The following is a 25298-nucleotide window of genomic DNA, read 5'->3' as shown; positions in this document are numbered from 1 at the left end:
AACCGGAACACGGAGGTTTCATGCAGCGTTCCACTTACGCATTCCTATCCGCCGCCATTCTGACGACGGCGCTGTCCGGTGCTCCCGCGATGGCGCAGAACGCCAGCCAGCCGGCGGCTCAGCCGCAGATGGCGCCCGCCATCACCCAACCCACCGATCAGCAACTGCAACGCTTTGCCTCGGCATCGCAGAAGGTGTCCGGCGTGGTCGACGAATACCGTCCCAAGGTCGACGCCGCGAAAACGAACGACGACAAGCAAAAGGTTGTTCAGGAAGCCGACGCGAAGATGGTGCAACTGGTGCGCGCCGACGGCCTGACGGTTGAAGAATTCAACGGCATCGGCCAGGCCGTGCAGCAGGACCCGCAGTTGAAGCAGAAGGTGATGAACCTGAGCCAGGGCAAGTCCAAGTAAGGTCATGAGAGCATGACCGGCCGAACCGGGGATTGTTCGGCCCGCGCCACGCGCTTTCAAAGTGCGTGGCGCTTTTCATTTCAAGTGCGGGGCGCTTTTCGTTTAGCGTGCGTGGCGCCTCTCAGTTCAACTGCGCGACGCTTTTCGCTTCGAGTGCGTGGGCCGGCCGCCCGCTGATCAGGTCTTCAGGCGATAACCCGTCTTGAAGATCCAGCGCACGCCGATCAGGCATGCCAGCAGGAACACCAGCGTCATGCCCACGCTGACCCCCAGGCTGACGTCCGATACGCCATAGAACGCCCAGCGAAAACCGCTGACCAGGTAGACCACCGGATTGAACAAGGTGGCAGTCTGCCAGAACGGCGGCAGCATCTTGATGGAATAGAAGGTGCCGCCAAGGAAGGTCAGCGGCGTGACGATCATCAGCGGAATGATCTGCAGCTTCTCGAAGCCGTCGGCCCACACGCCGATGATGAAGCCGAACAGGCTGAACGTCACCGCGGTCAGCACCAGGAAGCCCAGCATCCAGAAGGGGTGGGCAACCTCGAACGACACGAACAGCCGCGCCGTGGCCAGCATGATCAGCCCCAGGATGATGGACTTGCTGGCGGCCGCCCCCACATAGCCCATCACGATCTCGACATACGAGATGGGCGCGGAATGGATTTCGTAGATGGTCCCGGAAAACCTCGGCATATAGATGCCGAACGAGGCGTTGGCGATGCTTTGCGTCAACAGCGACAGCATGATCATGCCGGGCACGATGAACGCGCCGTAGCTGACGCCGTCGATCTCGACCATGTGCGAGCCGATGGCCGAGCCGAACACCACGAAATACAGCGACGTGGAAATGACGGGCGACAACACGCTTTGCATCAGCGTGCGCCAGGCGCGGGCCATTTCAAACAGGTAGATAGCGCGAATGGCGTAGAAGTTCATGATTGACCGTGTACCAGGCTGACGAAGATGTCCTCAAGCGAGCTTTCCGATGAACTCAGGTCGGTGAATTCGATCTGGAGCCGGCTCAGGTCCTGCAGCAACTGCGAAATTTGCCCGCCGCCCTGGTTGTCATAGGTGTAGACCAGCTTGTAGCCGTCGGCGGACAGGTCCAACTGATAGGCGTCCAGCGCGGTGGGAATGCCCGGCAGCGGCGCCTTCAGCGTCAGGCTCAGTTGGCGCTTGCCCAGCTTGGCCATCAGCGCGTCCTTTTCTTCCACCAGGATGATCTCGCCCTTGCGGATCACCCCGATGCGATCGGCCATTTCCTGCGCTTCTTCGATGTAGTGCGTAGTCAGGATGATGGTGACGCCGCTTTCACGCAGCCGCCGCACCATTTCCCACATGCCGCGCCGCAATTCCACGTCCACGCCCGCGGTAGGCTCGTCCAGGAACAGAATGGCCGGCTCGTGCGACAGCGCCTTGGCTATCATCACGCGGCGCTTCATGCCGCCCGACAAGGCCATGATGCGGCTGTCCTTCTTGTCCCACAGCGATAAATCGCGCAGCACTTTTTCGATGTAGGCCGGGTTGGCCGGCTTGCCGAACAAGCCCCGGCTGAACGTGACCGTGTTCCACACGCTTTCGAACGCGTCGGTGGAAATTTCCTGGGGCACGAGTCCGATCTTGGAACGCGCGGCGCGAAAGTCCGACACGATGTCATGGCCATCGGCCAGCACCCGGCCTTCGGACGGGTTGACGATGCCACAGATGATGCTGATCAGCGTCGTCTTGCCCGCGCCATTCGGCCCGAGCAAGGCGAAGATCTCACCGCGCTGAATGTCCAGGTTGACGCCCTTGAGCGCCTGGAATCCCGAGGCGTATCGCTTGGATAAACCTTGAATTGAAATAACCGGCTGCACACAAGCCCCCAACGTAATCGATAGCCGGGGATTTTACTCTTTACCCCAGGGCCGCTTGGTCGGCCTGGTGGAACGCTGTGTTTAAGATCTGGCGGCTACCGCCCCCAGCGCAGCACCAGGGGATCCAGCCGGCGGGCGGTTTCCAGCAGGCCCTGGCGCACCTCGTCGCGCATCGGCGGGAACGGTTGCCGGGGCGCGTCGCAATCAATCACCCCGCCCGCCTTCATCAAGGCCTTGGCCGTCAGAATGCCGCCCTGGCGGTTTTCGTAGTTGATCAGCGGCAGCCAGCGTTCATACAGGCGGTAGGCCTCGTCGCGCTGGCCCGCGCGATGCGCCTCGATGATGGGGCGGATGCCGTCGGCAAAGCCGCCGCCCGTCATCGAGCCCGTGGCGCCGGCATCCAGGTCCGGCAGCAACGTGATGGCCTCTTCGCCATCCCACGGGCCTTCGATGGCGGCCCCGCCCAGCGCAATCAGGTCACGCAGCTTCGAGGCCGCGCCCGCGGTTTCGATCTTGAAATACGACACCTGTTCGATCTCGCGCGCCATCTTCGCCAGCAGCGCGGCCGACAGCGGCGTGCCCGCCACCGGCGCGTCCTGGATCATGATGGGAATATCCACCGCGTCCGACACCTGCTGGAAAAAGGCTTCGATTTGCGCTTCGGGCACCCGGATCGTCGCACCGTGATAAGGCGGCATGATCATCAGCATGGCGGCGCCCTGGTCTTGCGCGCGCCGGCTGCGCGCCGCGCAAACGCGCGTGCCGAAGTGCGTGGTCGTCACAATGACCGGCACGCGGCCGCCCACGTGTTCAAGAATGGTCCGCGTCAGGACCTCGCGCTCGTCGTCCGACAGCACGAACTGCTCGGAGAAATTGGCCAGGATGCACAGGCCATCCACGCCAGAATCGATCATGAAGTCCACCGCGCGCTTCTGGCTGGGCAGGTCCAGCTCGCCCGATTCGGTGAACGTGGTGGGCACCACCGGGAAGATGCCGCGATAGCGCGGAGCCTGGGATGTCGCGGTCCTGGTCATGGTCATGGTCATGGTGATGGCGGCCTACTCGATGATGTTGAAATCGTTCAGGTATTCGGTCTTCAGCGTCAGCCCCAGGCCCGGCGTGTTGTCGTCCAGGTCGATAAACCCTTCCTTGGCCACGGGCTCGCCGTCGAAGATGTAGTAGAACAGCTCGTTGCCGACTTCCACATCAAACATCGGAAAGTACTCGCTCATGGGGGAAGCCAGCGTGCTCATCGTCAGGTGGTAGTTGTGCATCTGGCCGGCATGCGGAATGACCGGCACGCTGTAGGCTTCGCACAGCGCGTTGATCTTGTGCGCCGCCGTGATGCCGCCCACGCGGTTGGTGTCGTACTGCACCACCGACACGGCCTTCCTGTCCAGCAGTTGCTTGAAGCCATACAGCGAAAATTCGTGCTCACCGCCCGAGATCGGAATCGAGGTCAGTTGGTTCAGCTCGGCGTAGCCGTCGATGTCATCCGCAATGACGGGCTCTTCCAGCCAGCGCGGTTCATACTTTTCAAGCTTGGGCAGGATGCGCTTGGCGTATTCCAGGTTCCAGCCCATATAGCATTCCAGCATCAGATCCGTGTCGTAGCCGATGACTTCGCGAATGGCCTCCACCGATTTCAGGTTCTCGACCACGCCCTTCTGCAAATGCGCGGGCCCGTAGCCAAAACGCATCTTGAACGCGGTAAAGCCCTGGTTCAGATAGGTCTGCGCTTCGTCCTGCATGGCTTTCAAGTCGGTGCGGTACAGCTTGGAGTAGTAGACGGGAATCTTCTCCTTGGTGCGTCCGCCGAGCAGCTTGAAAACGGGCTTGCCCACCGACTTGCCCAGGATGTCCCAGATAGCCAGGTCCACGCCGGAAATCGCCGCCATCGTCACGCCCTTGCGGCCCCACGCATGCGTGGCGCGGTACATGCGCTGCCACAGGTATTCGTAGTCCCAGGGGTCCTGGCCCACCACCAGGGGCGCCAGGTACTGGTCGATGATGGCCTTGGCCACGCGCGGGGCCAGCGCCACATTGCCCAGCCCGACGATGCCGTCGTCCGTTTCCACTTCCACCACCGTCCAGCCGTGAAAGCGAAACGTGCTCATGGTTTCCTCGCGTGAATAAAGCAGGTCCATGGCGTTGGAGCAAAAGTTGCCTTGCGGCGGCACGGTCTTGCCGGTCCATTCAAAGACACGGGCGCGGACGGATTTGATCTTCATGGTGGGGTCCTGTTCAAACGATAGAGGTTCGATGCGATGCGCCCATGCGGCAGGCGATCAGGAACGCCTGCCAGGTGGCGTCCACATTGGCGCGGCCAAGGCCGGCGATGTCGTAGGCGGTGCCGTGCGCGGGCGTGGTGATGGGTATGGGCAGGCCGCCCTGCACCGTGACGCCGCGGGAAAAGCCCAGCAGCTTGATCGCGATCTGCCCCTGGTCGTGATACATGGTGACAATCGCCTGGAACTGTCCGGCCTGCGCCTTCAGGAAAATGGTGTCGGCGGGAAACGGCCCCTGCACCGGCAGCCCTTCCTCGTTCATTTGCCGCACGGCCGGCGCAATGATGTCGACTTCTTCGCGCCCACATGTGCCGCCGTCGCCGCCGTGCGGGTTGAACGCCGCCACCGCCACGCGCGGCGCGGCAATGCCGTTGGCCTGCAAGGAGCGATAGATGAGTCGCGTGGCCGCCTTGATGCCTTCGATGCTGAGCGCGGCCGCGGCGTCCTTGAGCGGAATGTGGGACGACACGCGCGACGTCCACAGATCGCCCAGCGTATTGAATTCACAGAAGTAGCCGGTCACGCCCAGGTACTGCGCAAAGTGATGCAGCTCGTCGTCGTGCCGCAAGCCGCCCTGCTTCATGGCGAACTTGTTCAAGGGCGCAAAGCAGATGGCGTCGATATGCCCATCGCGCGCCGCGTCCATGCAAGCGTTAAGCACTTGCAGCACCGACGCACCGCCGGGCGCCTCGGCCTGCCCCACGGTTACCTGGTCGGGCCGCACGGTGTCCATGGCCAGCCATGCGGGCTGGCGGGTATCGGCGCGGCCCCGCACGGCAACCATGCTGTCCACGGCTTGCGTCGGCACCTGCACGCCCGCCACGCGCTGGCCTTCGCGCCACAGCCAGGCATCCCCCACCAGCACGATGTTGGCGCGTTCGCACGCCTCGGGCCGGGCCAGCAGGCGGGCGATCAGCTCGGCGCCGATGCCGGCCGGGTCGCCCAGGGTCAGGGCAATAACGGGTTTTTGCTGCGTGTCCATTTCAGGTCATTCCACGGAAATGTTGTTCTTCTTGATGATGCTGGCGTAGCGCTGGTTTTCAGCTTTATGGAACTGCGCGAACTGCGCCTGGCTCATCGGCGTAATGTCCGCCCCGATCGCCAGCAGCCGGGCCTGCGTTTCAGGCAGGGCCAGAATCTGGTTCACGTCGTCGTGGATGCGCGTCTGGATGGCGGCGGGCGTATTGGCTGGCATGTAGATGCCGTACCACGCGCTCATCTCCACGCCGGGCACGCCGGCCTCGGCCATCGTGGGCACATCGGGAAGCTGGGGATTGCGGCGGGCGCTCAGCACCGCCAGCGCGCGCACCTTGCCGCTCTTGATGTGCGGAATGACGGACGACGCCGTTTCAAACGCGATCTGCACCTGTCCGCCCATCAGGTCGACCATGGCGGGACCGCTGCCGCGATACGGTATGTGCGTAATCTGCACGCCCGTGGCGTCCTTGAACAACTCGGCGGCAATGTGCTGCGTGCTGCCCGCGCCGCTGCTGGCGAAATTGAATTCACCCGGACGGCGCTTGATCAGCGCAATCAGCGCCTGCACGGACTCGGCCGGCACTTGGTTGTTGACCACCAGGATGTTCGGCACCGCCCCCACGAACACCACCGGCGTCAGGTCGCGGTCATTGTCGTAACCCAGCTTCAGCAGATGCGGGGCGATGGCGTGGGCGGTCGACACCCCCATCACCATGGTGTGGTTGTCGGCCGACTTCGCCGCCTGGTCTGCCGCCAGCGTGTTGGATGCGCCCGGCTTGTTTTCCACCACCACGGTCTGTTTCAGCATCGGGCCCAGGCGGTCGGCCACGGCGCGCGCCATGGCGTCGGTACCGCCGCCAGGCGCGGACCCCACCAGCAGGCGCAGCGGCTTGTTCGGCCAGCCGGTGGTTTGCGCCTGGGCGGGGGCCAGGGTTGTCAGGCACAGCGCGGCGGCCGCCAGGGCGACGCGGATCTTATGGATCTTCATGGTTTGTCTCCTTGATGTTTCTTCGCCGCTTACGGCTTTTGTTGTGAAGCCATCTTAGAAACATCGCCTGTTTCCGTAAAATGAAACTTTTGCACCAATCGTTCACTACAGGCGATCAATCATGGACCGCACTTTGAATGTTCCCGCCCTGCTCTCGCGGCTGCGCATGCGCCAGATCGTGCTGTTGCTGGCCATCGACGAACGCGGCACGCTGCGGGCAGCGGCGTCGCAACTGAACATGACCCAATCGGCCGCCAGCAAAATGCTGCACGAACTGGAATTGGCGCTGGGGCAGCCGCTGTTTGAACGGGTGGGACGCGGGCTGGCGCAGACGCCGGCCGGCGCCTGCGTCATGGGGTATTTCCGGGGCATGCGCGGCACCATGTCGTCGCTGGCGCGCGAGCTAGACGAACTGCGGCTGGGCAGCGCCGGCAAGCTGTTCATCGGCAGCATCATGGCGGCCTCGCCCGGGCATCTGACCGATGCGCTGCTGCGCTTGAAGCAGACTTATCCGCTGCTTGCCGTGGAGATCGTCACCGGCACCAGCGACCTGCTGATCGCCCGCTTGAACGAGGGCAAGCTGGATGTGGTGATCGGCCGCATGCTGACCTTGTCGGATCGCAACTACGTGTTCCGGCCGATCGGCGACGAGGCGCTGTCCGTGATCGCGGCGGTGGACCATCCGCTGGCCATGCCGCAGTCCGTACAGAAACGCCTGGACTTTGAGGCGATGCTGGCGTATCCGTGGATTCTGCAACCGCACGGCAGCCCGATGCGCGACGTGATCGAACAGGAATTCCGGTCGCACAACGTGGCGACCCCGCCCGGGCTGATCGAATCGGCGTCCATCCTGACGACCACCAACCTGGCGATGAAGTCGCACATGCTGGGCGTGATTCCGGAATCGGTCGCCAGCCGGTACGCGGCGCATGGCCTGTTGGCTATCCTGCCCTACCAGATCCGGCAGACGCTGACCGCCTTCGGCAGCATCGTGCCGCGCGACCGCCCCTTGAGCGCGGCCGGGCAGCACTTTATCGACCTACTGCACGACAATTAACGATGATGCCTGCGCGTTAGCGGAAAATTAGCGGGATTTAGAAAAATTCACCAACGCCGCGACGTACAATCGCCGATTGCGCCACGCGCGCGTTTTATCCGAGGTTTCCCCGTGAGTGCTTTGCCCGCCTGCCCCACATGCCAATCCGAATACACCTACGAAGACGGCGGCCTCTACATCTGCCCGGAATGCGCGCATGAGTGGTCGGCCCAGGACACCGCCGCTGCCGTCGCTGCCGCCGATGAAGCCCGCGTCTACCGCGATTCAGCCGGCAACGTGCTTCAAGACGGCGACACCATCACCGTCATCAAGGACCTGAAGCTCAAGGGCTCAAGCGGCGTGGTGAAGATGGGCACGAAGGTCAAGGGCATCCGCCTGGTCGACAGCGACCACGACATCGATTGCAAGATCGACGGCTTTGGCCAGATGAGCCTGAAGTCGGAATTCGTGAAGAAGATCTGACGCCAGGCGCCCACCCGGGCGGCACCGCGCCGCGGGGGTGGGCGGCCGGATCAAGGCGGCCGGATCAAGGCGGCGGGGTCAAAGCCGCCCTCTCAGAGCCGCCCTCTCAGAGCCGCCCTCTCAGAGCCGCCCTGTCACAGCCGCCGCATCACAGCTGCCATAGCAATGCTGAAAGTTCAAAGGTCTTCGTCTTCCGCCGCCTTCGGCATCAGATACGCCGTGAGCGTGCTGGACATGCCCGCCATCACCCACAGCACGAAGAACGACACGGTGTAAAAGCCTACGCGCCCCGTGGGCACGTGCCCGAAGATCGCCACATCCAGGGGGTCGATCAGCGCGAATATCAGCGCGCTGCCTATCCCGGCCGCCAGGAACGACGGCCACAGAATCCACATCAATGAACGCAGGCCCATCTGTGCTCTCCCTGCTTAAGGCTTGGCTTGCGCGGCGCCCGCGCCCTCGCTCGCCTGGGGTGCGACCTGTTCGATGACCAGGCCGCGCTTGACCACGCCGTCCTGGATAGGCTCGTGGATGAAGTTGCTGTAGGCGAAGTAGATCGTGACAAAGCATCCGATCATGGCCGCGAACGGGCCGGCCATCAGAATCCAGGGCCAGGGTTCCTGGTACCAGGGCTTCGGGGTCGGGGCGTGTTGGGCAAGTGTCATGAGCAGTCCTTGGCGGGCTTAATCGGGTACGTAGAAACTGGCGGGCTCGTCGGTATGGATGGACCGGTTTTCGCCGTCGTGGCCGCGCGCGCGCAGCGTGATGGGATGGGCGCCGGGTTCAACGCCCGCGGGCGCCCGGATCACCATGGGCACCAGCTTGTTGGCCGCCGCTTCCACGTCAACCGTGTCCGAGCCCTGACGGCCGGCCATCACTTGCAGGCCCGGCATGCCATCGGCCGACAGGCGCAGCCGCATTGGCGTGTCCGACGTATTGATGATCTGCAAGCGGTAGACGTTTTCAATCTGGCCACCCGCCACTTCGCGCCCCAGCGCGCCTCGGTCGCGAATGACGTCCACCCGCAAGGGGTTGCGCATCGCCAACGACGCCACAAACGCCACGGCCAGGATCAGGATCAGCGTGCCGTAGATCAGCACGCGCGGGCGCAGCAGGTGCGAGCGCGCGCTCTGGGCGCTCAGGCCGTCTTGCATGGCGCGGTCCGACGTGTACCGGATCAGGCCGGGTTCGTACTGCATCTTGTCCATGACCTGCTCGCAGGCGTCGATACAGGCGCCGCAGCCGATGCACATGTATTGCAGGCCGTCGCGGATGTCGATGCCGGTGGGGCAGACCTGCACGCACAGGCTGCAATCCACGCAATCGCCCAGGCCGGCCGCCTTGTGGTCGACCTTGCGCGAGCGCCCGCCACGCGGGTCGCCCCGGCGCTTGTCATAGGTCACGACGAAGGTGTCGGGGTCCACCATGACGCTCTGGAAGCGCGCATAGGGGCACATGTACTTGCACACGGATTCACGCATGAAGCCGGCGTTGCCCCAGGTGGCGAAGCCGTAGAACAGCATCCAGAACCATTGCCACGGACCCAGTTGCAGCGTGAACAGTTCATGGCCCAGTTCGCGGATGGGCGCGAAATAGCCGATGAAGGTGGACCCCGTCCACCAGGCCAGCGCGATCCACAGGAAGTGCTTGGTGATTTTCAGGCGCGCCTTGCGCAGGCTCCACGGCGACTCGTCCAGGCGAATGCGCGCAATGCGGTCGCCTTCGACCTTGCGCTCGATCCACATGAAGATTTCGGTGTAGACCGTTTGCGGACAGGCGTAGCCGCAGAACAGCCGGCCCGCCACGGCGGTGAACAGGAACAGCGCCAGCGCCGAGATCACCAGCAGCACGGCCAGGTACACGACGTCTTGCGGCCACAACACCAGCCCGAACAGATAGAACTTGCGCGCGCCCAGGTCGAACAGCACCGCTTGCCGGCCGTTCCATTGCAGCCAGGGCAAGCCGTAGAAGATGAGCTGGGTGATGAATACGAAAGCGATGCGCCAGCGGGCGAAGATGCCGCTGACGGATCGCGGATAGATCTTGCTGCGCACGCCCGCCAGCGTCTGCTCCAGGGTTTCAGCCCCTGGGCGTGGCGGCCGCGTGTGCGGGCGCCAGGGCGGCGGGTCGCCGCCAGGCGGCGTGCCCACGCTTGCGGTTGACCCATCATCCATATGCTGCTCCGTACGGTAAATCCGATGATGTGGGGCCGGCCGTGCGTGGCCCGCCCCACCTAAGCGCCACTGGCCGGATTACTTGGCCAAGGGCGTGGTGCCGACCGCGACGGTACCGACCGCCGCGGTATCGACCGCCGCGGTATCAACCGCCTTGGTATCAACCGCCGCGGTGCCAACCGCCGCGGTGCCGACCGCCGCGGTATCAACCGCCTTGGTATCAACCGCCTGCACGTCTCCCGCACCTTCCGGCTTGTTCGACAGGCCCCACACCCAGGCCGTCAACACCTTGATCTGTTCAGGGTTCAGGATGTGTTCGTGCGCGGGCATGCGGTTGTCGCGGCCGTCCAGGATGGTCTTCACGATCGACGCTTCCGACGACCCATACAGCCACACGTCGTCGGTCAGGTTGGGCGCGCCCACCAATGGGTTGCCCTTGCCGTCCACGCCGTGGCAAGCCACACAGAAGTTGCCGAACTCGCGCTTGCCGCGAAACACGCGGATCGGGTCCGCCGTCAGGCCCGACAAGGAACGCACGTACTGCGCGATATCGCCCGCCGCCTTCGCATCAATGGCGGCCTTCCAGGGCGGCATGACGCCGTGGCGGCCTTCCTTGATGGTCTTCATGATGACTTCGGGCGAACCGCCGTGCAGCCAGTCGCCATCGGTCAGGTTGGGAAAGCTGGGGCCACCCTTGGCGTCCGAGCCATGGCATTGCGCGCAGTTGTTCAGGAACAGGCGCTGGCCGATTTCACGGGCGCCCGCGTCCTGTGAAATCTGCGGCACGGTCATGGTTTCAAAACGCGCGTAGATGGGGCGCACGGCGTTTGCCATCTGGGCCTGGTGCCGCGCCACTTCTTCCGTGCTGCTATAGCCCAACTGGCCCTTGTACGACCCCAGGCCCGGCATGAAGAACAGATAGCCCAGCGCGAACAGGCAGGCCAGCAGGTACATCCACGTCCACCACGTGGGAACGGGGTTGTTCAGTTCGGTCAGGTCACCATCCCAGACGTGGCCGGTGTCTTCCACCTGCCCGGCGGCGGGCTTGGCGCCCAGCCAGCGGCGCTGCGTGTACAGCAGCCACACGCACCAGAGCACGCCGCCCACGGCGACCACCGAAATGAAAATCCCCCAGAAGCCATTGACGAAATCGCTCATGATCGATTCGCTCCATCTTGTTGTGCCTGGCCGAATTCATCGGGCAGGGCGAACGGCAACATGGCCGATTCGCGGTTGGCGCCCTGGCGGCCGCGCGAGCAGGCCCACCAGACGATGCCGAAAAAGGTCGCCATGGAAATGGCGGTAACGATTGCGCTCAGGTAAGCCACCATGATCAGCCTCCCGTGGCCGGTTGCGTAACCGCCTGCGCGGCGGGCTGCACGGCGGACTGCGCGGCGGACTGCGCGGTCGGCGCGGCCGATTCAGCGGCCTTCCTGGCGTCTTCTGCCTTCTTGGCCTCTTCCGCCTTCTTGGCTTCGGCGGCCAGCTTGGCGCGGCGCACGCCCACGCCCAGGCTTTGCAGGTAGTCGACCAGCGCATCCTCTTCCGTCTTGCCTTCGATTTCCTTCGGCGCGGCGGCGATCTGTTCGTCGGTGTACGGCACGCCCAGCGTGCGCAAGGCACGCATGCGGTCGGACACGTTCTGACCGGTGATCACCGTCTTTTGCAACCAGGGATACGCGGGCATGTTCGATTCAGGCACCACCTTGCGCGGGTCGCGCAGGTGGATGCGATGCCAGTCGTCGGAATAGCGTTCGCCCACGCGCGCCAGGTCGGGCCCGGTGCGCTTGGAGCCCCACAGGAACGGGTGGTCGAAGACCGATTCCGCCGCCGTCGAATACGAGCCGTAGCGTTGCACTTCGGCGGCCAGCACGCGCACCTGCTGCGAGTGGCAGCCTACGCAGCCTTCACGGATGTACACGTCGCGCCCCATCAGCCGCAGCGGGCTGTAGGGGTCGACGCCCGCCACGGGCTGGGTGGTGCTGTGCTGGAAGAACAGCGGAATGATCTGAACCAGGCCCGCGAAGGACACCACAAGGATGCTGGCGATGATCATCCAGCCGATGTTCTTCTCAAGCGTCTGGTGAGAAAAGAAGCCGGTTTTATTGTTGGCCATGATGTCCTCTCGTCAAGCAGTGGCCGGCACGGCGGGTGCGGCGGGCACGTCGGGCGCAGAGACCGACGGGCGAGCGGCATGGGGATCGTCTTCGGGAATGGCGGGGTTGACCGGCAGCGCACCGCGCACCGTCATCCACACGTTCCAGGCCATCACGAACACCCCCGACAGGAACAAGGTGCCACCCAGCAAACGGATCAGGTAGTACGGCACGCGCGTCTTCAGTTCTTCGACGAAGCTGTAGACCAGGGTGCCGTCGCTGGCGGTGTCACGCCACATCAGGCCCTGCTGCACGCCGGCAATCCACATGGCGGCGATGTACAGCACCACGCCGATGGTGGCGATCCAGAAGTGCAGTTCGATGGCCTTTACGCTGTACATCTTTTCGCGGCCATACAGGCGCGGGATCAGGTAGTAAAGCGAGCCGAAGGAAATCATCGCGACCCAACCCAGTGCGCCGGAGTGCACGTGGCCGATGGTCCAGTCCGTGTAGTGCGACAGCGCATTGACGGTGCGGATCGACATCATCGACCCTTCGAACGTGGACATGCCGTAGAACGACAGCGCGGTGACCATGAACTTCAGGATCGGGTCGGTGCGCAGCTTGTACCAGGCGCCTTGCAGCGTCATGATGCCGTTGATCATCCCGCCCCAGGACGGCGCCAGCAGAATCAACGAAAACGTCATGCCCAGCGATTGCGTCCAGTCAGGCAGCGACGTGTACAGCAAGTGGTGCGGACCCGCCCACATGTATGTGAACGCCAGCGCCCAGAAGTGGACGATGGACAGGCGGTACGAATAGATCGGGCGGCCGGCCTGCTTGGGCACGAAGTAATACATCATGCCCAGGAAGCTGGTGGTCAGGAAGAAGCCCACGGCGTTGTGGCCATACCACCACTGCACCATGGCGTCCTGCACGCCGGCGTAAGCTGAGTACGACTTCCACATCGACACCGGCATTTCAATGTTGTTGAAGATGTGCAGGATGGCGATGGTGAGGATGTACGAGCCGAAGAACCAGTTGGCCACGTAGATGTGCTTGGACCGGCGCTTGATGATGGTGCCGAAGAAGACGATGGCGTAGGCCACCCAGACCAGCGTGATCAGGATGTCGATGGGCCATTCGAGTTCAGCGTATTCCTTGCTGCTGGTGAACCCCATCGGCAAGGTGATGGCGGCGGCCACGATGACGATCTGCCAACCCCAGAACGTGAAGGCGGCAAGCTTGTCGCAAAACAGCCGCGCCTGACAGGTGCGCTGGACCACGTAGTACGACGTCGTGAACAGCGCGCTGCCGCCAAAGGCGAAGATCACCGCGTTGGTGTGCAGCGGGCGCAGGCGGCCGTAGCTGAGCCATGCGGTGTCGAAATTCAACTGAGGCCAAATCAGCTGCGCGGCGATAAAAACGCCCACAGCCATGCCGACAATCGCCCAAACCACCGTCATGAGCGCGAACTGCCTCACGATCTTGTAGTTGAAGGTGTCGGCCTTGCTTGCGATTGCGGCGCAATCGTTCATCACCCTTCCCCCAAAGTAACAAATAGCTCCAGGCTTGAATGATGGGACCGGGTCTAGAAGTCGGCGTTGATATGGATCAAGCGCGCGTGGGGCAGCAAGGGAACGCGGCAACGCCGCAACGCATCAGCAAGGGTTTGTTATGAATTGAAGCCGTCGCCACTGGCGCGGCCGCTGTCGTCGTCGCGCAGGATCGCCGTGCCGGCGCTGTCGGTATCGTCGTACTGGCCGTTGAACACGGCCCACCAGAACGCTACGCCAATGGCCAGCACGAATAGCAGGGACAAAGGCAGCAGCAAGTACAGGATGGTCATTGCGCTGCTTCCATCTTGGCGGCTTCCATCGTTGCCACGTCCAACGCGCCCACGGGCGCCGCGCTGCCGGACCAGTCGCGGCGGCAGAGGCGCCACGAGTTATAGGCAACCGCCAACGACGACACCAGCATCGTGATGGCGGCCAGCCAAGGCTGCACCCAGCCCATCAACGCCAACGGCGTCATCAGCAGATGCCAGACGAGCGACCCGTACAGGTTCTGCCGCGCCTTGTGGCGCGCCTGTTCCAGCAGCGCATCCAGCGCGGCGTCGGGCATGGTGGGATGCGCCGCCAGCGCCGAGTGCGCGGACGCCATCGCCGTGGGCACCGCCATCGACATCGCGCAAGGGCAGCTCATGACCAGCAGCGCCACCATCACGGGCAGGCTGTGGGCGGGGTCGATATAGGCCCAGCCGATGGCGGCGGCCAGCGCCAACGCCACCTGCGCCAGCACGAAACGCGACGCCAGGCGATCGGCGCGCGCGCCCAGGTCCAGCCGCTGCGCCTCGACGCGCTGATGGCGCACCCCGCCCGCCGCGCCGCCAAACGATTGGCGGGCGCACAGTTCCAGGTAGCGCGCGGTCAGCAGGAACGCCACGAACATCGTGACGGAATCAAAATAGACTTCACCGCGTCCCGTCCAGGTGGCGTGCACGCTGGGAATGAACGCGGCGACGATGCCCAGCGCCACCGGCACGTCCATGCCGGCGCGGCCGTGGCGCAGGTTGTCGCCGGCATGGCGCCAGATGGGCCAGGCGGAATACAGCACCACGGGAATGGTCAGCGCGAAGCTGGCCCAGTTCATCAGCACGATGGCCCAGTCCAGCGTTTCCAGGGCGTCGGCGGGCATGCTCTCGTGGCGCAGATAGCCGGGCCAGGCAAACATCATCACCTGCATCATCGCCAACCAGGCCAGCGACAGGCGCACCAAGGCATGGCGGCGCTGCTGGCGGTCGGTATCCGACAGGCAGGACGGGACGGCGAAGATCGATTTTGCTCGCATGCGCCGATGGTAACGAGCGCCCTCGCCCAGCACCTTGATCTGGATCAAGCCGCTTTTCGTTGCGGCTGGTCTGGCTTGCCTGGCTTGCCCACAGATCGCATCAAGGGCGCTGCTGGCGCAGCACGTCCACCACCGCGCGAGTCAACACGGCCAGGTCGTCGCCATCGATCGTCAGCGCCGGGGTCAGGTAAACGACGTTGCCAAAGGGGCGCACCCACACGCCCGCCTCGACCAGCCGGCGTTTCAAGGCTTCGCGGTCGGTGATGCCGTCCAACTCCACCACGCCGATGGCGCCCAGCACGCGCACGTCGCGCACCCAGGGCAATTCGCGGCAAGGTTCCAAGCCGGTCGCCAAGGCCTGGGACAGCGCTTGGGCGTGCGCCAGCCGGGGTTCGGACTCGAACAGATCCAGCGAGGCATTGGCGGCCGCGCAGGCCAGCGCATTGCCCATGAACGTGGGGCCGTGCATCAGCGCATGCGCCGGGTTGTCGGACCAGAAGGCGTCGAACACCCGGTTGCTGGCCACCGTGGCGGCCAGCGGCAACGTGCCGCCCGTCAGCGCCTTGGACAAGGTGATGATGTCGGGCTTGATGCCGGCCTGCTCGAAGGCGAACATCGTGCCGGTGCGTCCGAAGCCGGTGAAGATTTCGTCGAAGATCAGCAGCAGACCGTGGCGGTCCGCCAGGCGGCGCAAGCGGCGCAGCACTTCGGGGTCATGCAGCAGCATGCCACCCGCGCCCTGCACCAGCGGCTCGACAAGAATGCCCGCCAGTTGCGGCGCGCGCGCTTGCAGGAACTGGTCCAGCGCCGCGTAGGAGGCGTCGTCGCGCGGCAGGTCCACGATGTCGTGCTCGGCCAGCATGCCCCGGTACAGGCTGTGCATGCCGTCGTCGGGATCGCACACGGCCATGGTGCCGAACGTATCGCCGTGATAGCCGCCCCGAAACGCCACAAAGCGGCTGCGGCCGCGCTCGCCCTGGTTCAGCCAGAACTGCACCGCCATCTTCATGGCGACTTCTACCGCCACCGACCCGGAGTCGGTGTAGAAGACGCGGTCCAGCCCCGGCCCCAGCAAGCCGGCCAGGCGGCGCGCCAGCGTCAGCGCGGGCTCGTGGGTCAGGCCGCCGAACATCACATGCGGCATGGCGTCCAGTTGCGCGCGCACGGCCTGGGCGATGTGCGGGTGGTTGTAACCGTGACAGGCCGTCCACCAGGACGCCACGCCATCGATCAGGCTGCGCCCGTCCGCCAGTTCCAGCCGGCTGCCGTGGCTGCGCACCACGGGCAGCGGCGGCGTCACCGTTTTCATTTGGGCATAGGGAAGCCAGATATGAGGTTGGCCCTGGGCCACCCAGTCGGGCGTGTGCATGGTTAAGCTCCGAAAAAACAGGCGCGTTCGCAGGGGCATTCCTGGCGTCCCGAACGCCGGAAAACGCCCTGCGCGCCTCCACTACAATGGCCCGCATTCTACGGCTTGGCGCGGGCGCTTCCCTTGCCCGGCCGCTGCCGGAACGATTGATGTCAAAGCTGGATTCTCTGTTTTCTTCCGAGTTGGCCGCCGCCGACACCCGCCGCGTACGCCGCCGCCTGCGCACCGCCACGGCCGCGCCGCCCGGGCGCATCGTGCTCAATGGCGCGCCCGTGCTGAACTTTTCCAGCAATGATTACCTGGGCCTGTCCAAGCACCCGCTGCTGATCGAACGCGCCCGGGAATGGGCGGCCCGCCACGGCGCGGGTGCCCAGGCCTCGCGGCTGGTATGCGGCAACCTGGACTTGCATGAACAGGTGGAGGCCAAGCTGGCTCGCCTGAAAGGCACCGAGGCCGCGCTGCTGCTAGCCTCGGGTTGGCAGGCCAATGCCGCCGTGCTGCCAGCCCTGCTGCGCGCCGCCGCAAGCCGGGGCGAGATCGAGCTGTACGCCGACAAGCTCAATCACGCTAGCCTGCACCAGGGTTGCCAGGCGGCCGGGGTCAGGCAGATCCGGTTCCGACATAACGACCTGGATCATCTGGAAAGCCTGCTCGCCGCTCGCGTGCAGGCCGGCGCGGGCAAGCCCGTGGCCCGCTTCATCGTCACGGAAAGCGTATTCAGCATGGACGGCGACCGAACCGACGTCGTCCGGCTGGCCGACTTGGCCGACCGCTATCAAGCCTTTGTCTACCTGGACGAAGCGCATGCCACCGGCGTACTGGGGCCGGGCGGCATGGGATTGGCGGGCTTGGCGCCGGGGCGTATCGACCTGGCGATGGGCACGTTCAGCAAGGCGCTGGGCGGATTCGGCGCGTATGTGGCCGGGTCGCGCGCGCTGTGCGACTACCTGGTCAACACCTGCTCTGGCTTCATCTACACAACGGCGCTGCCGCCCGCCGTGCTGGGCGCCATGGACGCCGCGCTGGACCTGGTGCCCACGCTGGACGCCGAGCGCGCCCGGCTGGCCGCCGCCGGTGACGGGCTGCGCGCCGCGCTGCAAGGCATGGGCTTGGACACCGGCGATTCCTCCACGCAGATCGTGCCCGCCATCGTGGGCGACGAAGCGCGCGCGCTGGACATGGCGGCCGCCCTGGAACGCCGGGGCCTGCTGGCCGTGGCCATCCGCCCGCCCACCGTGCCGGCCGGCACCAGCCGACTGCGCCTGACGCTTAGCGCCGCGCACCGCGACGCCGACGTCGCGCAACTGATCGATGGCATCAAGGCAGTGCTCGCATGATCCGCACACGCCCCACCCTGCTCTTCGTACACGGCTGGGCGTTCGACGCGTCTGTCTGGACGCCGCTGCGCGCCGAGCTTGGCGACTGGCCACACGCCGTTGCCGACGCCGGTTATTTCGGCGCCGCGCAAGCGCCGGCAACAGCCATCGGCCGAGTGATAGACCCAGTCGTCGGCCATGTTGCAGATCCAGCCATCGGACGGGTCATGGACCCCGCCACCGGCCCCCTCGTCGCGATCGGCCATTCGCTGGGCGTGCTGCGCTTGTTGCGGGATCTGCCGCCCAACTGTGTGGGCCTGGTGTCGATCAACGGATTCCCGCGCTTTGGCGCCGCGCCGGACTTTGACGCCGGGGTGCCGCGCCGCATGCTGGACCGCATGATGAAGCGGCTGTCCGCCGACCCCACCGCTGTGCTGCAAGACTTTCGCGAGCGTTGCGGAGACGCTTCCGCCTTCGGTGCACCAAACCTGCAACCCCTGGCCCGCGACCTGGAAGCCTTGCGCGACGAAGACCAGCGCCACGCCTTGGCGGCGCTACCCGTGCCCTTGCTGATTTTGGCCGGACTGGACGACCCCATCGTGCCCGCCGCCATGACGCAAGCCGCGTTTGGCGGCCGCTTGGGCGACGAACGGCACGATTTGGAACACGGCGGCCATTTGTTGCCGGTGTCGGCCGCGCCCTGGTGCGCGCGCCACATCGCCGGTTTCATTGACCGCCTGTCGCGTGCCGCCTGATGCAAGCCACGCCACGTAACACCCGGGTCGCCGCCCGCTTTGGCGCCGCTGCCCACCGCTATGAAGATCACGCGCCCATCCAGCGCATTACCGCCGAACGGCTGGCCAGCGACATCGCGTGCCTGGGCTTGTCTACGCGTCCTCGCATCCTGGAAATCGGCTGCGGCACCGGCTTGCTGACCCAGGCTTTGGCGCGCCGGCTAGGCGAGGCGGACTGGACCATCACCGACATCTCGCCCGCCATGCTCGCCGCCGCCCAGCGCGGCCCGGCGCTACCCGGCACGTCGCGCTTCCAATTGATGGACGGCGAGCACCCCCAGGCGCTGGATGGAGAGTACGACCTGATCTGCTCCAGCCTGGCCGTGCAGTGGTTCACCGACCTGAACGCCGGCCTGGGCCGGCTGGCCGCGCTGCTGGCGCCCGGCGGCCATCTTGCCGTGGCGACGCTGGCCGATGGCACCTTCACCGAATGGCAGCGCGCGCATCAGGCGGCGGGCTTTGTCGCCGCCACGCCGCCCTACCCGCCGTGCCCGCTCATCCGCCCGGCCATGAGCAATCTGGCCGGTAGCGTGCGCGGCGAACGGCTGATACAAAATCATCCTGATGGCCTGACTTTTCTGAAAGGCTTGAAAGGCATCGGCGCCACCACGCCCGCGCCCGGACGCCCGCCGCTATCCGCGGCGGCGCTGCGCCAAGTGCTGGCGGCGTTTGACGAACAAGGAGCCACGGTGACGTATCACCTGGCCTACGGTATGTGGAAACAATCAACGCAACGCCCCGCCGGGGTTTTCGTGACCGGCACTGACACCGGCATCGGCAAGACGCTGGTGTCCGCCATCCTCGCGCGCGCCTGGAACGCCGACTACTGGAAACCGGTGCAGACCGGCGTATCCGAAGAACGGGGCGACACCGACACCGTGGCCGAACTGGCGCAACTGCCGCCCGAACGCCTGCACCTGCCCGCCTACGTGCTGCAAGCGCCGCTGTCGCCCTGGGCCGCCGCCACGCTGGAAGACACGGTCGTCGACGCCACCAGCATCGTGCCCCCCGCCACCACCGCGCCCTTGATCGTGGAAGGCGCGGGCGGCCTGTACGTGCCCATCGACGACACGCACATGATGATCGACCTGATCGCCCGCCTGGACATGCCCGTAGTGCTGGCGGCGCGCAGCGGCCTGGGCACCATCAACCACACGCTGCTCAGCCTGGAAGCCCTGAAGCGCCGCGGCATCCCGATTCTGGGCGTGGTGATGAGCGGCCCGCTGTCCCCCGGCAACAAGGAAGCCATCGAACGCTTCGGCGACGTCCGGGTACTGGCAGAAATCCCGCCGCTGTCGCACGTCGACGCGGCAACGGTCGCGAGGCTGGCGCAGGGTATTCCGGCGCTAGAGGAATGTTTGGCGGCGCTGGGCGCGGCGCCGACGGTAGCGGATTAGGGGTCGGGAAGTACGATCTTGGAAACCCATGCAAAGGCGCCTACTCTATGGCGATGGATACCAGACCCCTTCTCCTCCGAAAGAATCAGGATCGACACCAACTGCGACGGCTTATGCTGGAAGGAGCCTCATCTGCTCGAGCTCCGGCAGCCGACGCCGCGTATTTTTCTGGTTTACGGACGCGCGTCGTCATGTATGTAACGCAAGCGCGAACATCACCCCAACGCCCCCCCTTTCCGTAACGTCTCGGCCGTCTCCGCCGATATCCCCGCTTCCGCCAGCACGGCTTCACTGTGTTGGCCGAACGCGGGCGCGGCGCGCGGTGTGTCGGGCGTGGTGCGGCCGAACTTGATAGCTTGGGCGAAGCCGCGATAGCTGCCGACGACCGGGTGTGTAAAGGTCGAGATCATGTTTTCGGCTTGCACCTGCGGGAAGTCGAACATGTCTTCAACGCCGCGCGCGGCGGCACAGGGGACGGCTTCGCCAAACCAGGCTTCCCATTCCAGCGCGCTACGGGCGCGCAACGCCTCGTGCAGGCGTGGCACGATTTCGTCGCGGTGTTCGGCGCGCTTGCGCACCGAGTCGTAGCGCTCGTTGGCGGCTAGTTCGGACAAGCCGGTTTTTTCGCACAAGGCTTGCCAGAAGTGCGGCGTATTCGCAGAGATGTACAGATAACCCTCGCCCGTGGGATGAATGCCCGTAATACCGCCCGAGCGCATATCGCGCCCGATGTTGCGCGGTTCGCCTTCGGCCCAGATCAGCCTTGCCGATTGCAGCGCCAGCGCGCTGCGCAGCAATGACACGCCCACGAACTGGCCACGCCCGCTGCGTTCGCGCTCGTACAGCGCCGATGCCACGCCCGCCGCCACCATCGACGACGCGTAGTAATCCACCACCGATCCGTACAGGATTTCGGGCGGGCCATCGACCTTGCCCTGCAACGCGCACATGCCCGTCATGGTTTGCAGCACCTGGTCGTATCCGGCCTTGTCCTTCAACGGGCCAGATTCGCCGTAACCCGACACGGCGCAATAGATCAAGCGGGGGTTCAGCTCGGCCAGTTGTTCGTAGGCGATGCCCAGCCGCGCCGGCACGCTGGGCCGAAAATTGTGGACCAGTACATCCGCTTGCCGGGCGAGTTCATGCAGCACAGCGAGCGCGTCGGGATTTTTCAGGTCCAGCACCAGCCCGCGCTTGCCCCGGTTCACCCCCAGGAAGGCGCGGCTCTCAGCGTCCAGCGTTGACGGATACTTGCGCAGGTTGTCGCCCGTGGGCGGTTCAACCTTGATTACGTCCGCGCCCTGATCGGCCAGCAGCGTGCAGCCATAAGGCCCGGCGATGTAGGCGCTAAGGTCCAGTACGCGAACGCCGGCAAGCGGGCCACCTGTTGAAGCTTGTTCGGCCGCCATCATTGCTTTTGCTCCGCGCCATCCAGCCCCAGCGACGAGGCCGAACGCAAAATGTCTTCCGCGCGGCGCAGAAAGGGACCGTCGATCATCCGGCCATCCACCACGAACGCGGCCACGCCTTTATCGGATGCCTCGCGCGCGGCCTGCACCACGCGGGTAGCGTGGGCGATTTCGTCGTCCGTCGGACGAAACGCGGCATTGACCAGCGGCACTTGGCGCGGGTGGATGCAGCTTTTGCCCAGATAACCCAGGCTGCGCGCCAACTCGGCCTCGGCGCGAAAACCGGCTTCGTCCTCAATGTTGGCAAAAGCGGAGTCATAAGCGAACACGCCCGCCTCGGCCGCCGCCATGCGCAGCGCAAACATGGCCTGCTGCACGGCGACGTTCTGGCGGCGGCTGATGCCGGCCGGTTCGAACAGATCCCCCAAACCCAACTGCAAACCGGCCACGGATGGATGCGCCGCCGCCAGGGTGGCCGCAAGACGCAATGCGCGCGGCGATTCAATGTTCAGCAATAAGCCGACCGGCTCATCCACTCCATTGGTGGCGCGCGCCTGCTCGATGGCGCTGGCTGCCGCCACCACGTCGGCCTCACTTTCCGCCTTGGGCAGGTTCACCAGATGCAAGCCCGGCCGCACCACCGCCTGCACATCTGCATGGAAATGCCCGCTATCCAACGCATTCACCCGAACGATCAGGGTCTTGCCCGACGCGGCGGTTTGCGGGTCGGCCAACATGCGGGTTAGGTGCTCGCGCGCCTCGGCCTTGCGCGATGGCGCCACGGAGTCCTCCAGGTCGAACGACAACGCGTCCGCGGGGCCGTTCAGGGCCTTGGAAAATAACTCGGGACGGGATCCTGGAACGAACAGTTTGCTTCTCATGCTTGCGCTCTTGTGACGAAGGTTGAATCAGGGCCGTGCTTACTGGATGGAGATGTTTCGATCGCGCGCCACCTGCTTCCACTTGGCGGCGTCGGCCTGGACCAAGTCAGCGAATTGGGGCACGGTCAGCTCGGCGGGCACGGCGCTTTCCTCGGCAAACATGGCGCGCATCTTTTCGTCGTTAACGATGGCGCGGATATCGGCGTTGAGCTTGTCGACCAGGGGCGCGGGCGTACCGGCCGGGGCCAACACGCCCCACCACAGTTCCACCGAGTAGCCGGGCTGGCCTTCACCGATGGTGGGTAGGGCCGGGTAGAACTGCGACCGCTTGGGCGACGTGACGGCCAGCACGCGCAGCTTGCCGCCTTTAAGCAGCGACGCCGTGGACGCGAAGCTGCCGATCACGAAATCAACACGGCCGCCAGCCAGGTCGTTCAGCGCGTGCGACATGCCCTTGTAGGGCACGTGCGTGAACGCCGTCTTCTCGCCTCCGGCCAGAATTTCGCTGGCCATCTGGTTGACCGAGCCCAGGCCGGCGCTGCCATAGGTCAGCTTGCCGGGTTCCTTGCGGCCGGCGGCCAGCAGGTCGGCCATGGACTGGTACGGCGAATCCTTGCCCACCACCAGCGCCATCGGGCTGCGCGCCAGCATCGCCACCGGGGCGAAGCTGCGCACCACGTCGTACTTCAAGTTGGTCTGCACCGCCGCGTTGGTGGTCAGCGTGGAAGAAGACAGCATCAAGACCGAGCCGTCCTTGGGCGCGCGCGCCACGTATTCCGCGCCGATCGCGCCACCTGCGCCTGGCCGGTTTTCAACAATGACCGTGTTTGACAGCCGCGCGCCAAGCTTTTCGGCCAGCACGCGGGCGAAGACGTCATTGCTGCCGCCGGGCGGAAACGGCACCACCATCGTGATCGTAGGGGGGACGGCAGCGGACTGCGCGGTGGCCGTCGCGGGGGCACCCACAGCGGCAAACGTCAGACTCACGGCCAATGCGGGTATTGCCGCGCGCAGCTTGTTCAAAGTCGGGTTCATCGTATGTCTCCTCGGTGTCGGTCTGTTCCGGCGGGCGTGGCACGCCCGTCCCGCAGCCGCTTTTCGTTGTGGTCGACTCAAATACTAGGACTGGGCACTGATGATATAAAGCGAGGATTCTTAAAGCACTACGTGAGAATTTCTGATGAAGATCGAGTCTTTCCGTACGCTCAATGCGGTATTGCGCGGCGGCAGTTTCGCGGCGGGCGCGGCGGACATGAACCTGTCGCCCAGCGCCGTGAGCCTGCAGATGAAGCAGATGGAGGAGTACTTCGGCCAGCCGCTATTTGACCGGTCGGCGCTACAGGCCAGGCCGAACGCGTTTGCCGCCGAAGTTGACGCGGTGCTTCAAGACGCGCTGGCCCGGCTGGATGCACTGCGCCGGCGCAGCACTCCTGCCGTTGAGGGGCGCGTGCGGCTGGGCACGATCGAACCCTTGCAGGTCACGCTGCTGCCGCCGCTGCTGCGCAAACTGCGCGAACGCTACCCCTTCTTGGATGTGCGGCTGGTGCGCGGCCGTGCCACCGAACTGACCGAGAAGCTGAAGAAAGGCGAAATTGATGCCGCCATCATCACGCAGCCCGAAACGGGGGGCTCCAGCCGCTTGGCCTGGACGCCGCTGTTTCGTGAAACGCTGGTGCTGATCGCGCCGCCGGATTCCGATGAAACGCGCGTGGCCGAATTGTTCCTGCAGTACGAATGGATCCGCTTCGACAAAACCACCATCGGCGGACGCCTGGCCGCACGGTATGTGGCCCAGCACGCGCCGCATGCGCGCTGCCGCATTGAAATGCAGTCTTTGGCGGCACTGACCGCCTTGGTGTCGGCGGGCTTGGGCGTGTGCGTGTTGCCCGAACCGGGCCGCAACCTGCTGGATGTGCATCCCGTGCGGGTGCTGCCGCTAGGCAAGCACGCCCCGTACCGCCAGATTTCATTCGTGTGCCGGCAGGCGGACGAAGAGAATCGGCTGGTGCAGGCGTTGCTGGAAGGCGCGCGTCCTTGATCCGCGAGCCTTCCCCCGCCCCGCGCTAGCTGGTCTGTTTCGCCATGTCGATGAACGCCCGTAACGCTGACGACACGCGACGTTGGCGCGGGTAGTACAGCATGAAGCCCGGTATCGTCGGGCACCAGTCATCCAGCATCCGCACCAACTGCCCCGATTGCAGCAGGTCGCGCACGTAGTGTTCCGGCACGCAGCCGATGCCGATGCCGTCCGCCGCCGCGCGCACTTCCGCGTGCACGTCGCTAAGCGCGATGCGGCCGGTCACGTCGACTTCCATAGCAACGCCATCCTTTTCGAATTCCCACTTGTAGAAGCGCCCGCTGGGAAAGCGGTAGCGCACGCACGCGTGGTTCAACAAGTCGTGGGGATGGCGGGGCAATTGCCGTCCTGCCAGGTAGGCGGGCGAAGCGACCACCGCCGCGCGCAACGCCGGGCCGATCTGCACGGCCACCATGTCTTCGGGCACGGCCTCCAACAAGCGCACGCCCGCGTCAAAGCCAGATGCCACGATGTCGACAAAGCTGTCGTCCTCGGCGATTTCCAACTGGATGTCCGGATAGGCGGCCAGGAAGCGCGCGGCGAACGGCATCAGCAGCATGTAGGACGCGGCCCGCGACGTGTTGATCCGCAACGTGCCGGACGCGGCGCCGCGAAAGTGGTTCATTTCTTCAAGCGCGTCGCCCAGGTCGACCAGCGCGGGAAGCAAGCGTTCGGCCAGGCGCTGCCCGGCGGCGGTCAACGCGACGCTGCGCGTCGTGCGATTGAACAGGTTCACGCCCAGTCGCTCTTCCAGGTTGCGGATGGCGTAGCTGACGGCGGACGTGGACAGGGCCAGTTCCTCGCCCGCGCGGCGAAAGCTGCAATGCCGGGCCACGGCGGCGAAGGCGGCCAGGTGGGACAGGTTATCCGCCTGCATGATTGTGCAAATT

The 25298-nt window shown here is 65.1% G+C and carries 27 protein-coding genes; 7 read left to right on the top strand and 20 right to left on the bottom strand.

From position 1 onward, the window contains the following. Nucleotides 1-20 precede the first annotated feature (20 nt). Entirely contained in the window at nucleotides 21-413 is a 393-nt protein-coding gene (locus tag M2361_RS02745) for a DUF4168 domain-containing protein (protein ID WP_259246113.1), read from the top strand. Nucleotides 414-590: 177 nt separating this feature from the next. On the opposite strand, the gene M2361_RS02740 is transcribed toward M2361_RS02745, so the two are convergent. The 6 genes from M2361_RS02740 to M2361_RS02715 all read right to left on the bottom strand — a co-directional run bounded on the left by M2361_RS02740 (nucleotide 591) and on the right by M2361_RS02715 (nucleotide 6526). Continuing rightward, nucleotides 591-1352 (bottom strand): ABC transporter permease, encoded by a 762-nt coding sequence (locus M2361_RS02740; protein WP_050445042.1) that lies wholly within the window; start codon nucleotides 1350-1352, stop codon nucleotides 591-593. Then, nucleotides 1349-2272 (bottom strand): ABC transporter ATP-binding protein, encoded by a 924-nt coding sequence (locus tag M2361_RS02735; protein WP_259246112.1) that lies wholly within the window; start codon nucleotides 2270-2272, stop codon nucleotides 1349-1351. Before M2361_RS02735 ends, M2361_RS02740 begins: the two co-directional genes overlap by 4 nt. Nucleotides 2273-2367: 95 nt before the next feature. Continuing rightward, nucleotides 2368-3306 carry a dihydrodipicolinate synthase family protein gene (locus tag M2361_RS02730; protein ID WP_259246111.1) on the bottom strand — a complete coding sequence of 313 codons (939 nt, stop codon included), beginning with the start codon at nucleotides 3304-3306 and terminating at the stop codon, nucleotides 2368-2370. A 24-nt stretch (nucleotides 3307-3330) separates the two neighbouring features. Continuing rightward, nucleotides 3331-4503 carry an L-rhamnonate dehydratase gene (locus M2361_RS02725; RefSeq protein ID WP_259246110.1) on the bottom strand — a complete coding sequence of 391 codons (1173 nt, stop codon included), beginning with the start codon at nucleotides 4501-4503 and terminating at the stop codon, nucleotides 3331-3333. A gap of 13 nt (nucleotides 4504-4516) precedes the next feature. After that, complete coding sequence (locus M2361_RS02720) at nucleotides 4517-5542, bottom strand: 4-hydroxythreonine-4-phosphate dehydrogenase PdxA (RefSeq protein WP_259246109.1); 1026 nt, start codon at nucleotides 5540-5542, stop codon at nucleotides 4517-4519. Nucleotides 5543-5548: 6 nt separating this feature from the next. Continuing rightward, the gene (locus tag M2361_RS02715; RefSeq protein WP_259246108.1) at nucleotides 5549-6526 is read right to left on the bottom strand and encodes a tripartite tricarboxylate transporter substrate binding protein; all 978 of its coding nucleotides are present in this window, start codon (nucleotides 6524-6526) and stop codon (nucleotides 5549-5551) included. Between the two features lie 121 nt (nucleotides 6527-6647). On the opposite strand from M2361_RS02715, the gene M2361_RS02710 reads away from it, so the two are divergent. Next, on the top strand, nucleotides 6648-7583 hold the full coding sequence (locus tag M2361_RS02710) for a LysR family transcriptional regulator (protein ID WP_259246106.1): 936 nt from the start codon (nucleotides 6648-6650) through the stop codon (nucleotides 7581-7583). Nucleotides 7584-7694: 111 nt separating this feature from the next. Then, nucleotides 7695-8045, top strand: a complete 351-nt coding sequence (locus M2361_RS02705) for a zinc ribbon domain-containing protein YjdM (RefSeq protein ID WP_259246104.1) — start codon at nucleotides 7695-7697, stop codon at nucleotides 8043-8045. A 176-nt stretch (nucleotides 8046-8221) separates the two neighbouring features. Here M2361_RS02705 and M2361_RS02700 read toward each other — a convergent pair whose 3' ends face one another. From M2361_RS02700 to M2361_RS02655, 10 genes are all read right to left on the bottom strand, one after another. Further along, nucleotides 8222-8458 carry a hypothetical protein gene (locus M2361_RS02700; protein ID WP_100856481.1) on the bottom strand — a complete coding sequence of 79 codons (237 nt, stop codon included), beginning with the start codon at nucleotides 8456-8458 and terminating at the stop codon, nucleotides 8222-8224. A 15-nt stretch (nucleotides 8459-8473) separates the two neighbouring features. Beyond that, nucleotides 8474-8710 carry a FixH family protein gene (locus M2361_RS02695; RefSeq protein WP_259246103.1) on the bottom strand — a complete coding sequence of 79 codons (237 nt, stop codon included), beginning with the start codon at nucleotides 8708-8710 and terminating at the stop codon, nucleotides 8474-8476. A gap of 18 nt (nucleotides 8711-8728) precedes the next feature. Beyond that, complete coding sequence (ccoG, locus tag M2361_RS02690) at nucleotides 8729-10219, bottom strand: cytochrome c oxidase accessory protein CcoG (protein WP_259246102.1); 1491 nt, start codon at nucleotides 10217-10219, stop codon at nucleotides 8729-8731. Nucleotides 10220-10297: 78 nt separating this feature from the next. Further along, entirely contained in the window at nucleotides 10298-11377 is a 1080-nt protein-coding gene (gene ccoP, locus M2361_RS02685; protein WP_259246101.1) for a cytochrome-c oxidase, cbb3-type subunit III, read from the bottom strand. Beyond that, on the bottom strand, nucleotides 11374-11550 hold the full coding sequence (locus tag M2361_RS02680; RefSeq protein WP_100856484.1) for a CcoQ/FixQ family Cbb3-type cytochrome c oxidase assembly chaperone: 177 nt from the start codon (nucleotides 11548-11550) through the stop codon (nucleotides 11374-11376). The genes ccoP and M2361_RS02680 overlap by 4 nt, the downstream gene beginning before the upstream one ends. A 2-nt stretch (nucleotides 11551-11552) precedes the next feature. Then, on the bottom strand, nucleotides 11553-12335 hold the full coding sequence (ccoO, locus tag M2361_RS02675; RefSeq protein ID WP_259246100.1) for a cytochrome-c oxidase, cbb3-type subunit II: 783 nt from the start codon (nucleotides 12333-12335) through the stop codon (nucleotides 11553-11555). 12 nt (nucleotides 12336-12347) lie between these two features. After that, on the bottom strand, nucleotides 12348-13853 hold the full coding sequence (ccoN, locus tag M2361_RS02670) for a cytochrome-c oxidase, cbb3-type subunit I (RefSeq protein ID WP_259246099.1): 1506 nt from the start codon (nucleotides 13851-13853) through the stop codon (nucleotides 12348-12350). 137 nt (nucleotides 13854-13990) lie between these two features. Further along, on the bottom strand, nucleotides 13991-14164 hold the full coding sequence (gene ccoS / locus M2361_RS02665) for a cbb3-type cytochrome oxidase assembly protein CcoS (RefSeq protein WP_259246098.1): 174 nt from the start codon (nucleotides 14162-14164) through the stop codon (nucleotides 13991-13993). Further along, nucleotides 14161-15165, bottom strand: coding sequence for a hypothetical protein (locus M2361_RS02660; RefSeq protein WP_259249222.1), 1005 nt, complete (start codon nucleotides 15163-15165; stop codon nucleotides 14161-14163). Before M2361_RS02660 ends, ccoS begins: the two co-directional genes overlap by 4 nt. Before the next feature lie 100 nt (nucleotides 15166-15265). Beyond that, nucleotides 15266-16534, bottom strand: a complete 1269-nt coding sequence (locus tag M2361_RS02655; protein WP_259246097.1) for an adenosylmethionine--8-amino-7-oxononanoate transaminase — start codon at nucleotides 16532-16534, stop codon at nucleotides 15266-15268. 149 nt (nucleotides 16535-16683) lie between these two features. Between M2361_RS02655 and M2361_RS02650 the strand changes: the two genes are divergently transcribed. From M2361_RS02650 to bioD, 3 genes are read left to right on the top strand one after another with little or no spacing between them, the layout of a single operon-like run. Further along, complete coding sequence (locus tag M2361_RS02650; RefSeq protein ID WP_259246096.1) at nucleotides 16684-17871, top strand: aminotransferase class I/II-fold pyridoxal phosphate-dependent enzyme; 1188 nt, start codon at nucleotides 16684-16686, stop codon at nucleotides 17869-17871. Next, nucleotides 17868-18605, top strand: coding sequence for an alpha/beta fold hydrolase (locus tag M2361_RS02645; protein WP_259246095.1), 738 nt, complete (start codon nucleotides 17868-17870; stop codon nucleotides 18603-18605). Before M2361_RS02650 ends, M2361_RS02645 begins: the two co-directional genes overlap by 4 nt. Next, nucleotides 18605-20041, top strand: coding sequence for a dethiobiotin synthase (gene bioD / locus M2361_RS02640; protein ID WP_259246094.1), 1437 nt, complete (start codon nucleotides 18605-18607; stop codon nucleotides 20039-20041). The genes M2361_RS02645 and bioD overlap by 1 nt, the downstream gene beginning before the upstream one ends. A gap of 215 nt (nucleotides 20042-20256) precedes the next feature. Here bioD and M2361_RS02635 read toward each other — a convergent pair whose 3' ends face one another. Genes M2361_RS02635 through M2361_RS02625 form a run of 3 tightly spaced genes read right to left on the bottom strand, consistent with a single transcriptional unit; the run spans nucleotide 20257 to nucleotide 23366 of the window. Then, the gene (locus M2361_RS02635) at nucleotides 20257-21453 is read right to left on the bottom strand and encodes a CaiB/BaiF CoA-transferase family protein (RefSeq protein ID WP_259246093.1); all 1197 of its coding nucleotides are present in this window, start codon (nucleotides 21451-21453) and stop codon (nucleotides 20257-20259) included. Next, nucleotides 21450-22331 carry a CoA ester lyase gene (locus M2361_RS02630; protein WP_259246092.1) on the bottom strand — a complete coding sequence of 294 codons (882 nt, stop codon included), beginning with the start codon at nucleotides 22329-22331 and terminating at the stop codon, nucleotides 21450-21452. Before M2361_RS02630 ends, M2361_RS02635 begins: the two co-directional genes overlap by 4 nt. Before the next feature lie 39 nt (nucleotides 22332-22370). After that, nucleotides 22371-23366, bottom strand: a complete 996-nt coding sequence (locus M2361_RS02625) for a tripartite tricarboxylate transporter substrate binding protein (protein ID WP_259246091.1) — start codon at nucleotides 23364-23366, stop codon at nucleotides 22371-22373. 145 nt (nucleotides 23367-23511) lie between these two features. On the opposite strand from M2361_RS02625, the gene M2361_RS02620 reads away from it, so the two are divergent. Beyond that, complete coding sequence (locus M2361_RS02620) at nucleotides 23512-24369, top strand: LysR family transcriptional regulator (protein WP_259246090.1); 858 nt, start codon at nucleotides 23512-23514, stop codon at nucleotides 24367-24369. A 25-nt stretch (nucleotides 24370-24394) separates the two neighbouring features. Here M2361_RS02620 and M2361_RS02615 read toward each other — a convergent pair whose 3' ends face one another. After that, nucleotides 24395-25285 (bottom strand): LysR family transcriptional regulator, encoded by an 891-nt coding sequence (locus tag M2361_RS02615; protein WP_259246089.1) that lies wholly within the window; start codon nucleotides 25283-25285, stop codon nucleotides 24395-24397. Nucleotides 25286-25298 lie beyond the last annotated feature (13 nt).

Origin of the sequence: Achromobacter sp. JUb104 (assembly GCF_024806975.1) — a bacterium.
In the GTDB taxonomy this organism is placed as follows: Bacteria; Pseudomonadota; Gammaproteobacteria; order Burkholderiales; family Burkholderiaceae_B; genus Achromobacter; species Achromobacter spanius.
Note: the sequence above shows the minus strand (reverse complement) of the source record. Positions and strands in the feature narration are given on the sequence as shown.

Coding starts and splice junctions, on each gene's coding strand:
- ccoO (WP_259246100.1), bottom strand. CDS start 12,335: ATGGCCAACAATAAAACCGGCTTCTTTTCTCACCAGACGCTTGAGAAG.
- M2361_RS02730 (WP_259246111.1), bottom strand. CDS start 3,306: ATGACCAGGACCGCGACATCCCAGGCTCCGCGCTATCGCGGCATCTTC.
- bioD (WP_259246094.1), top strand. CDS start 18,605: ATGCAAGCCACGCCACGTAACACCCGGGTCGCCGCCCGCTTTGGCGCC.
- M2361_RS02615 (WP_259246089.1), bottom strand. CDS start 25,285: ATGCAGGCGGATAACCTGTCCCACCTGGCCGCCTTCGCCGCCGTGGCC.
- M2361_RS02680 (WP_100856484.1), bottom strand. CDS start 11,550: ATGGTGGCTTACCTGAGCGCAATCGTTACCGCCATTTCCATGGCGACC.
- ccoS (WP_259246098.1), bottom strand. CDS start 14,164: ATGACCATCCTGTACTTGCTGCTGCCTTTGTCCCTGCTATTCGTGCTG.
- ccoN (WP_259246099.1), bottom strand. CDS start 13,853: ATGAACGATTGCGCCGCAATCGCAAGCAAGGCCGACACCTTCAACTAC.
- ccoP (WP_259246101.1), bottom strand. CDS start 11,377: ATGAGCGATTTCGTCAATGGCTTCTGGGGGATTTTCATTTCGGTGGTC.
- M2361_RS02710 (WP_259246106.1), top strand. CDS start 6,648: ATGGACCGCACTTTGAATGTTCCCGCCCTGCTCTCGCGGCTGCGCATG.
- M2361_RS02745 (WP_259246113.1), top strand. CDS start 21: ATGCAGCGTTCCACTTACGCATTCCTATCCGCCGCCATTCTGACGACG.
- M2361_RS02695 (WP_259246103.1), bottom strand. CDS start 8,710: ATGACACTTGCCCAACACGCCCCGACCCCGAAGCCCTGGTACCAGGAA.
- M2361_RS02620 (WP_259246090.1), top strand. CDS start 23,512: ATGAAGATCGAGTCTTTCCGTACGCTCAATGCGGTATTGCGCGGCGGC.
- M2361_RS02725 (WP_259246110.1), bottom strand. CDS start 4,503: ATGAAGATCAAATCCGTCCGCGCCCGTGTCTTTGAATGGACCGGCAAG.
- M2361_RS02655 (WP_259246097.1), bottom strand. CDS start 16,534: ATGCACACGCCCGACTGGGTGGCCCAGGGCCAACCTCATATCTGGCTT.
- ccoG (WP_259246102.1), bottom strand. CDS start 10,219: ATGGATGATGGGTCAACCGCAAGCGTGGGCACGCCGCCTGGCGGCGAC.
- M2361_RS02630 (WP_259246092.1), bottom strand. CDS start 22,331: ATGAGAAGCAAACTGTTCGTTCCAGGATCCCGTCCCGAGTTATTTTCC.
- M2361_RS02720 (WP_259246109.1), bottom strand. CDS start 5,542: ATGGACACGCAGCAAAAACCCGTTATTGCCCTGACCCTGGGCGACCCG.
- M2361_RS02645 (WP_259246095.1), top strand. CDS start 17,868: ATGATCCGCACACGCCCCACCCTGCTCTTCGTACACGGCTGGGCGTTC.
- M2361_RS02715 (WP_259246108.1), bottom strand. CDS start 6,526: ATGAAGATCCATAAGATCCGCGTCGCCCTGGCGGCCGCCGCGCTGTGC.
- M2361_RS02660 (WP_259249222.1), bottom strand. CDS start 15,165: ATGCGAGCAAAATCGATCTTCGCCGTCCCGTCCTGCCTGTCGGATACC.
- M2361_RS02625 (WP_259246091.1), bottom strand. CDS start 23,366: ATGAACCCGACTTTGAACAAGCTGCGCGCGGCAATACCCGCATTGGCC.
- M2361_RS02635 (WP_259246093.1), bottom strand. CDS start 21,453: ATGATGGCGGCCGAACAAGCTTCAACAGGTGGCCCGCTTGCCGGCGTT.
- M2361_RS02650 (WP_259246096.1), top strand. CDS start 16,684: ATGTCAAAGCTGGATTCTCTGTTTTCTTCCGAGTTGGCCGCCGCCGAC.
- M2361_RS02700 (WP_100856481.1), bottom strand. CDS start 8,458: ATGGGCCTGCGTTCATTGATGTGGATTCTGTGGCCGTCGTTCCTGGCG.
- M2361_RS02740 (WP_050445042.1), bottom strand. CDS start 1,352: ATGAACTTCTACGCCATTCGCGCTATCTACCTGTTTGAAATGGCCCGC.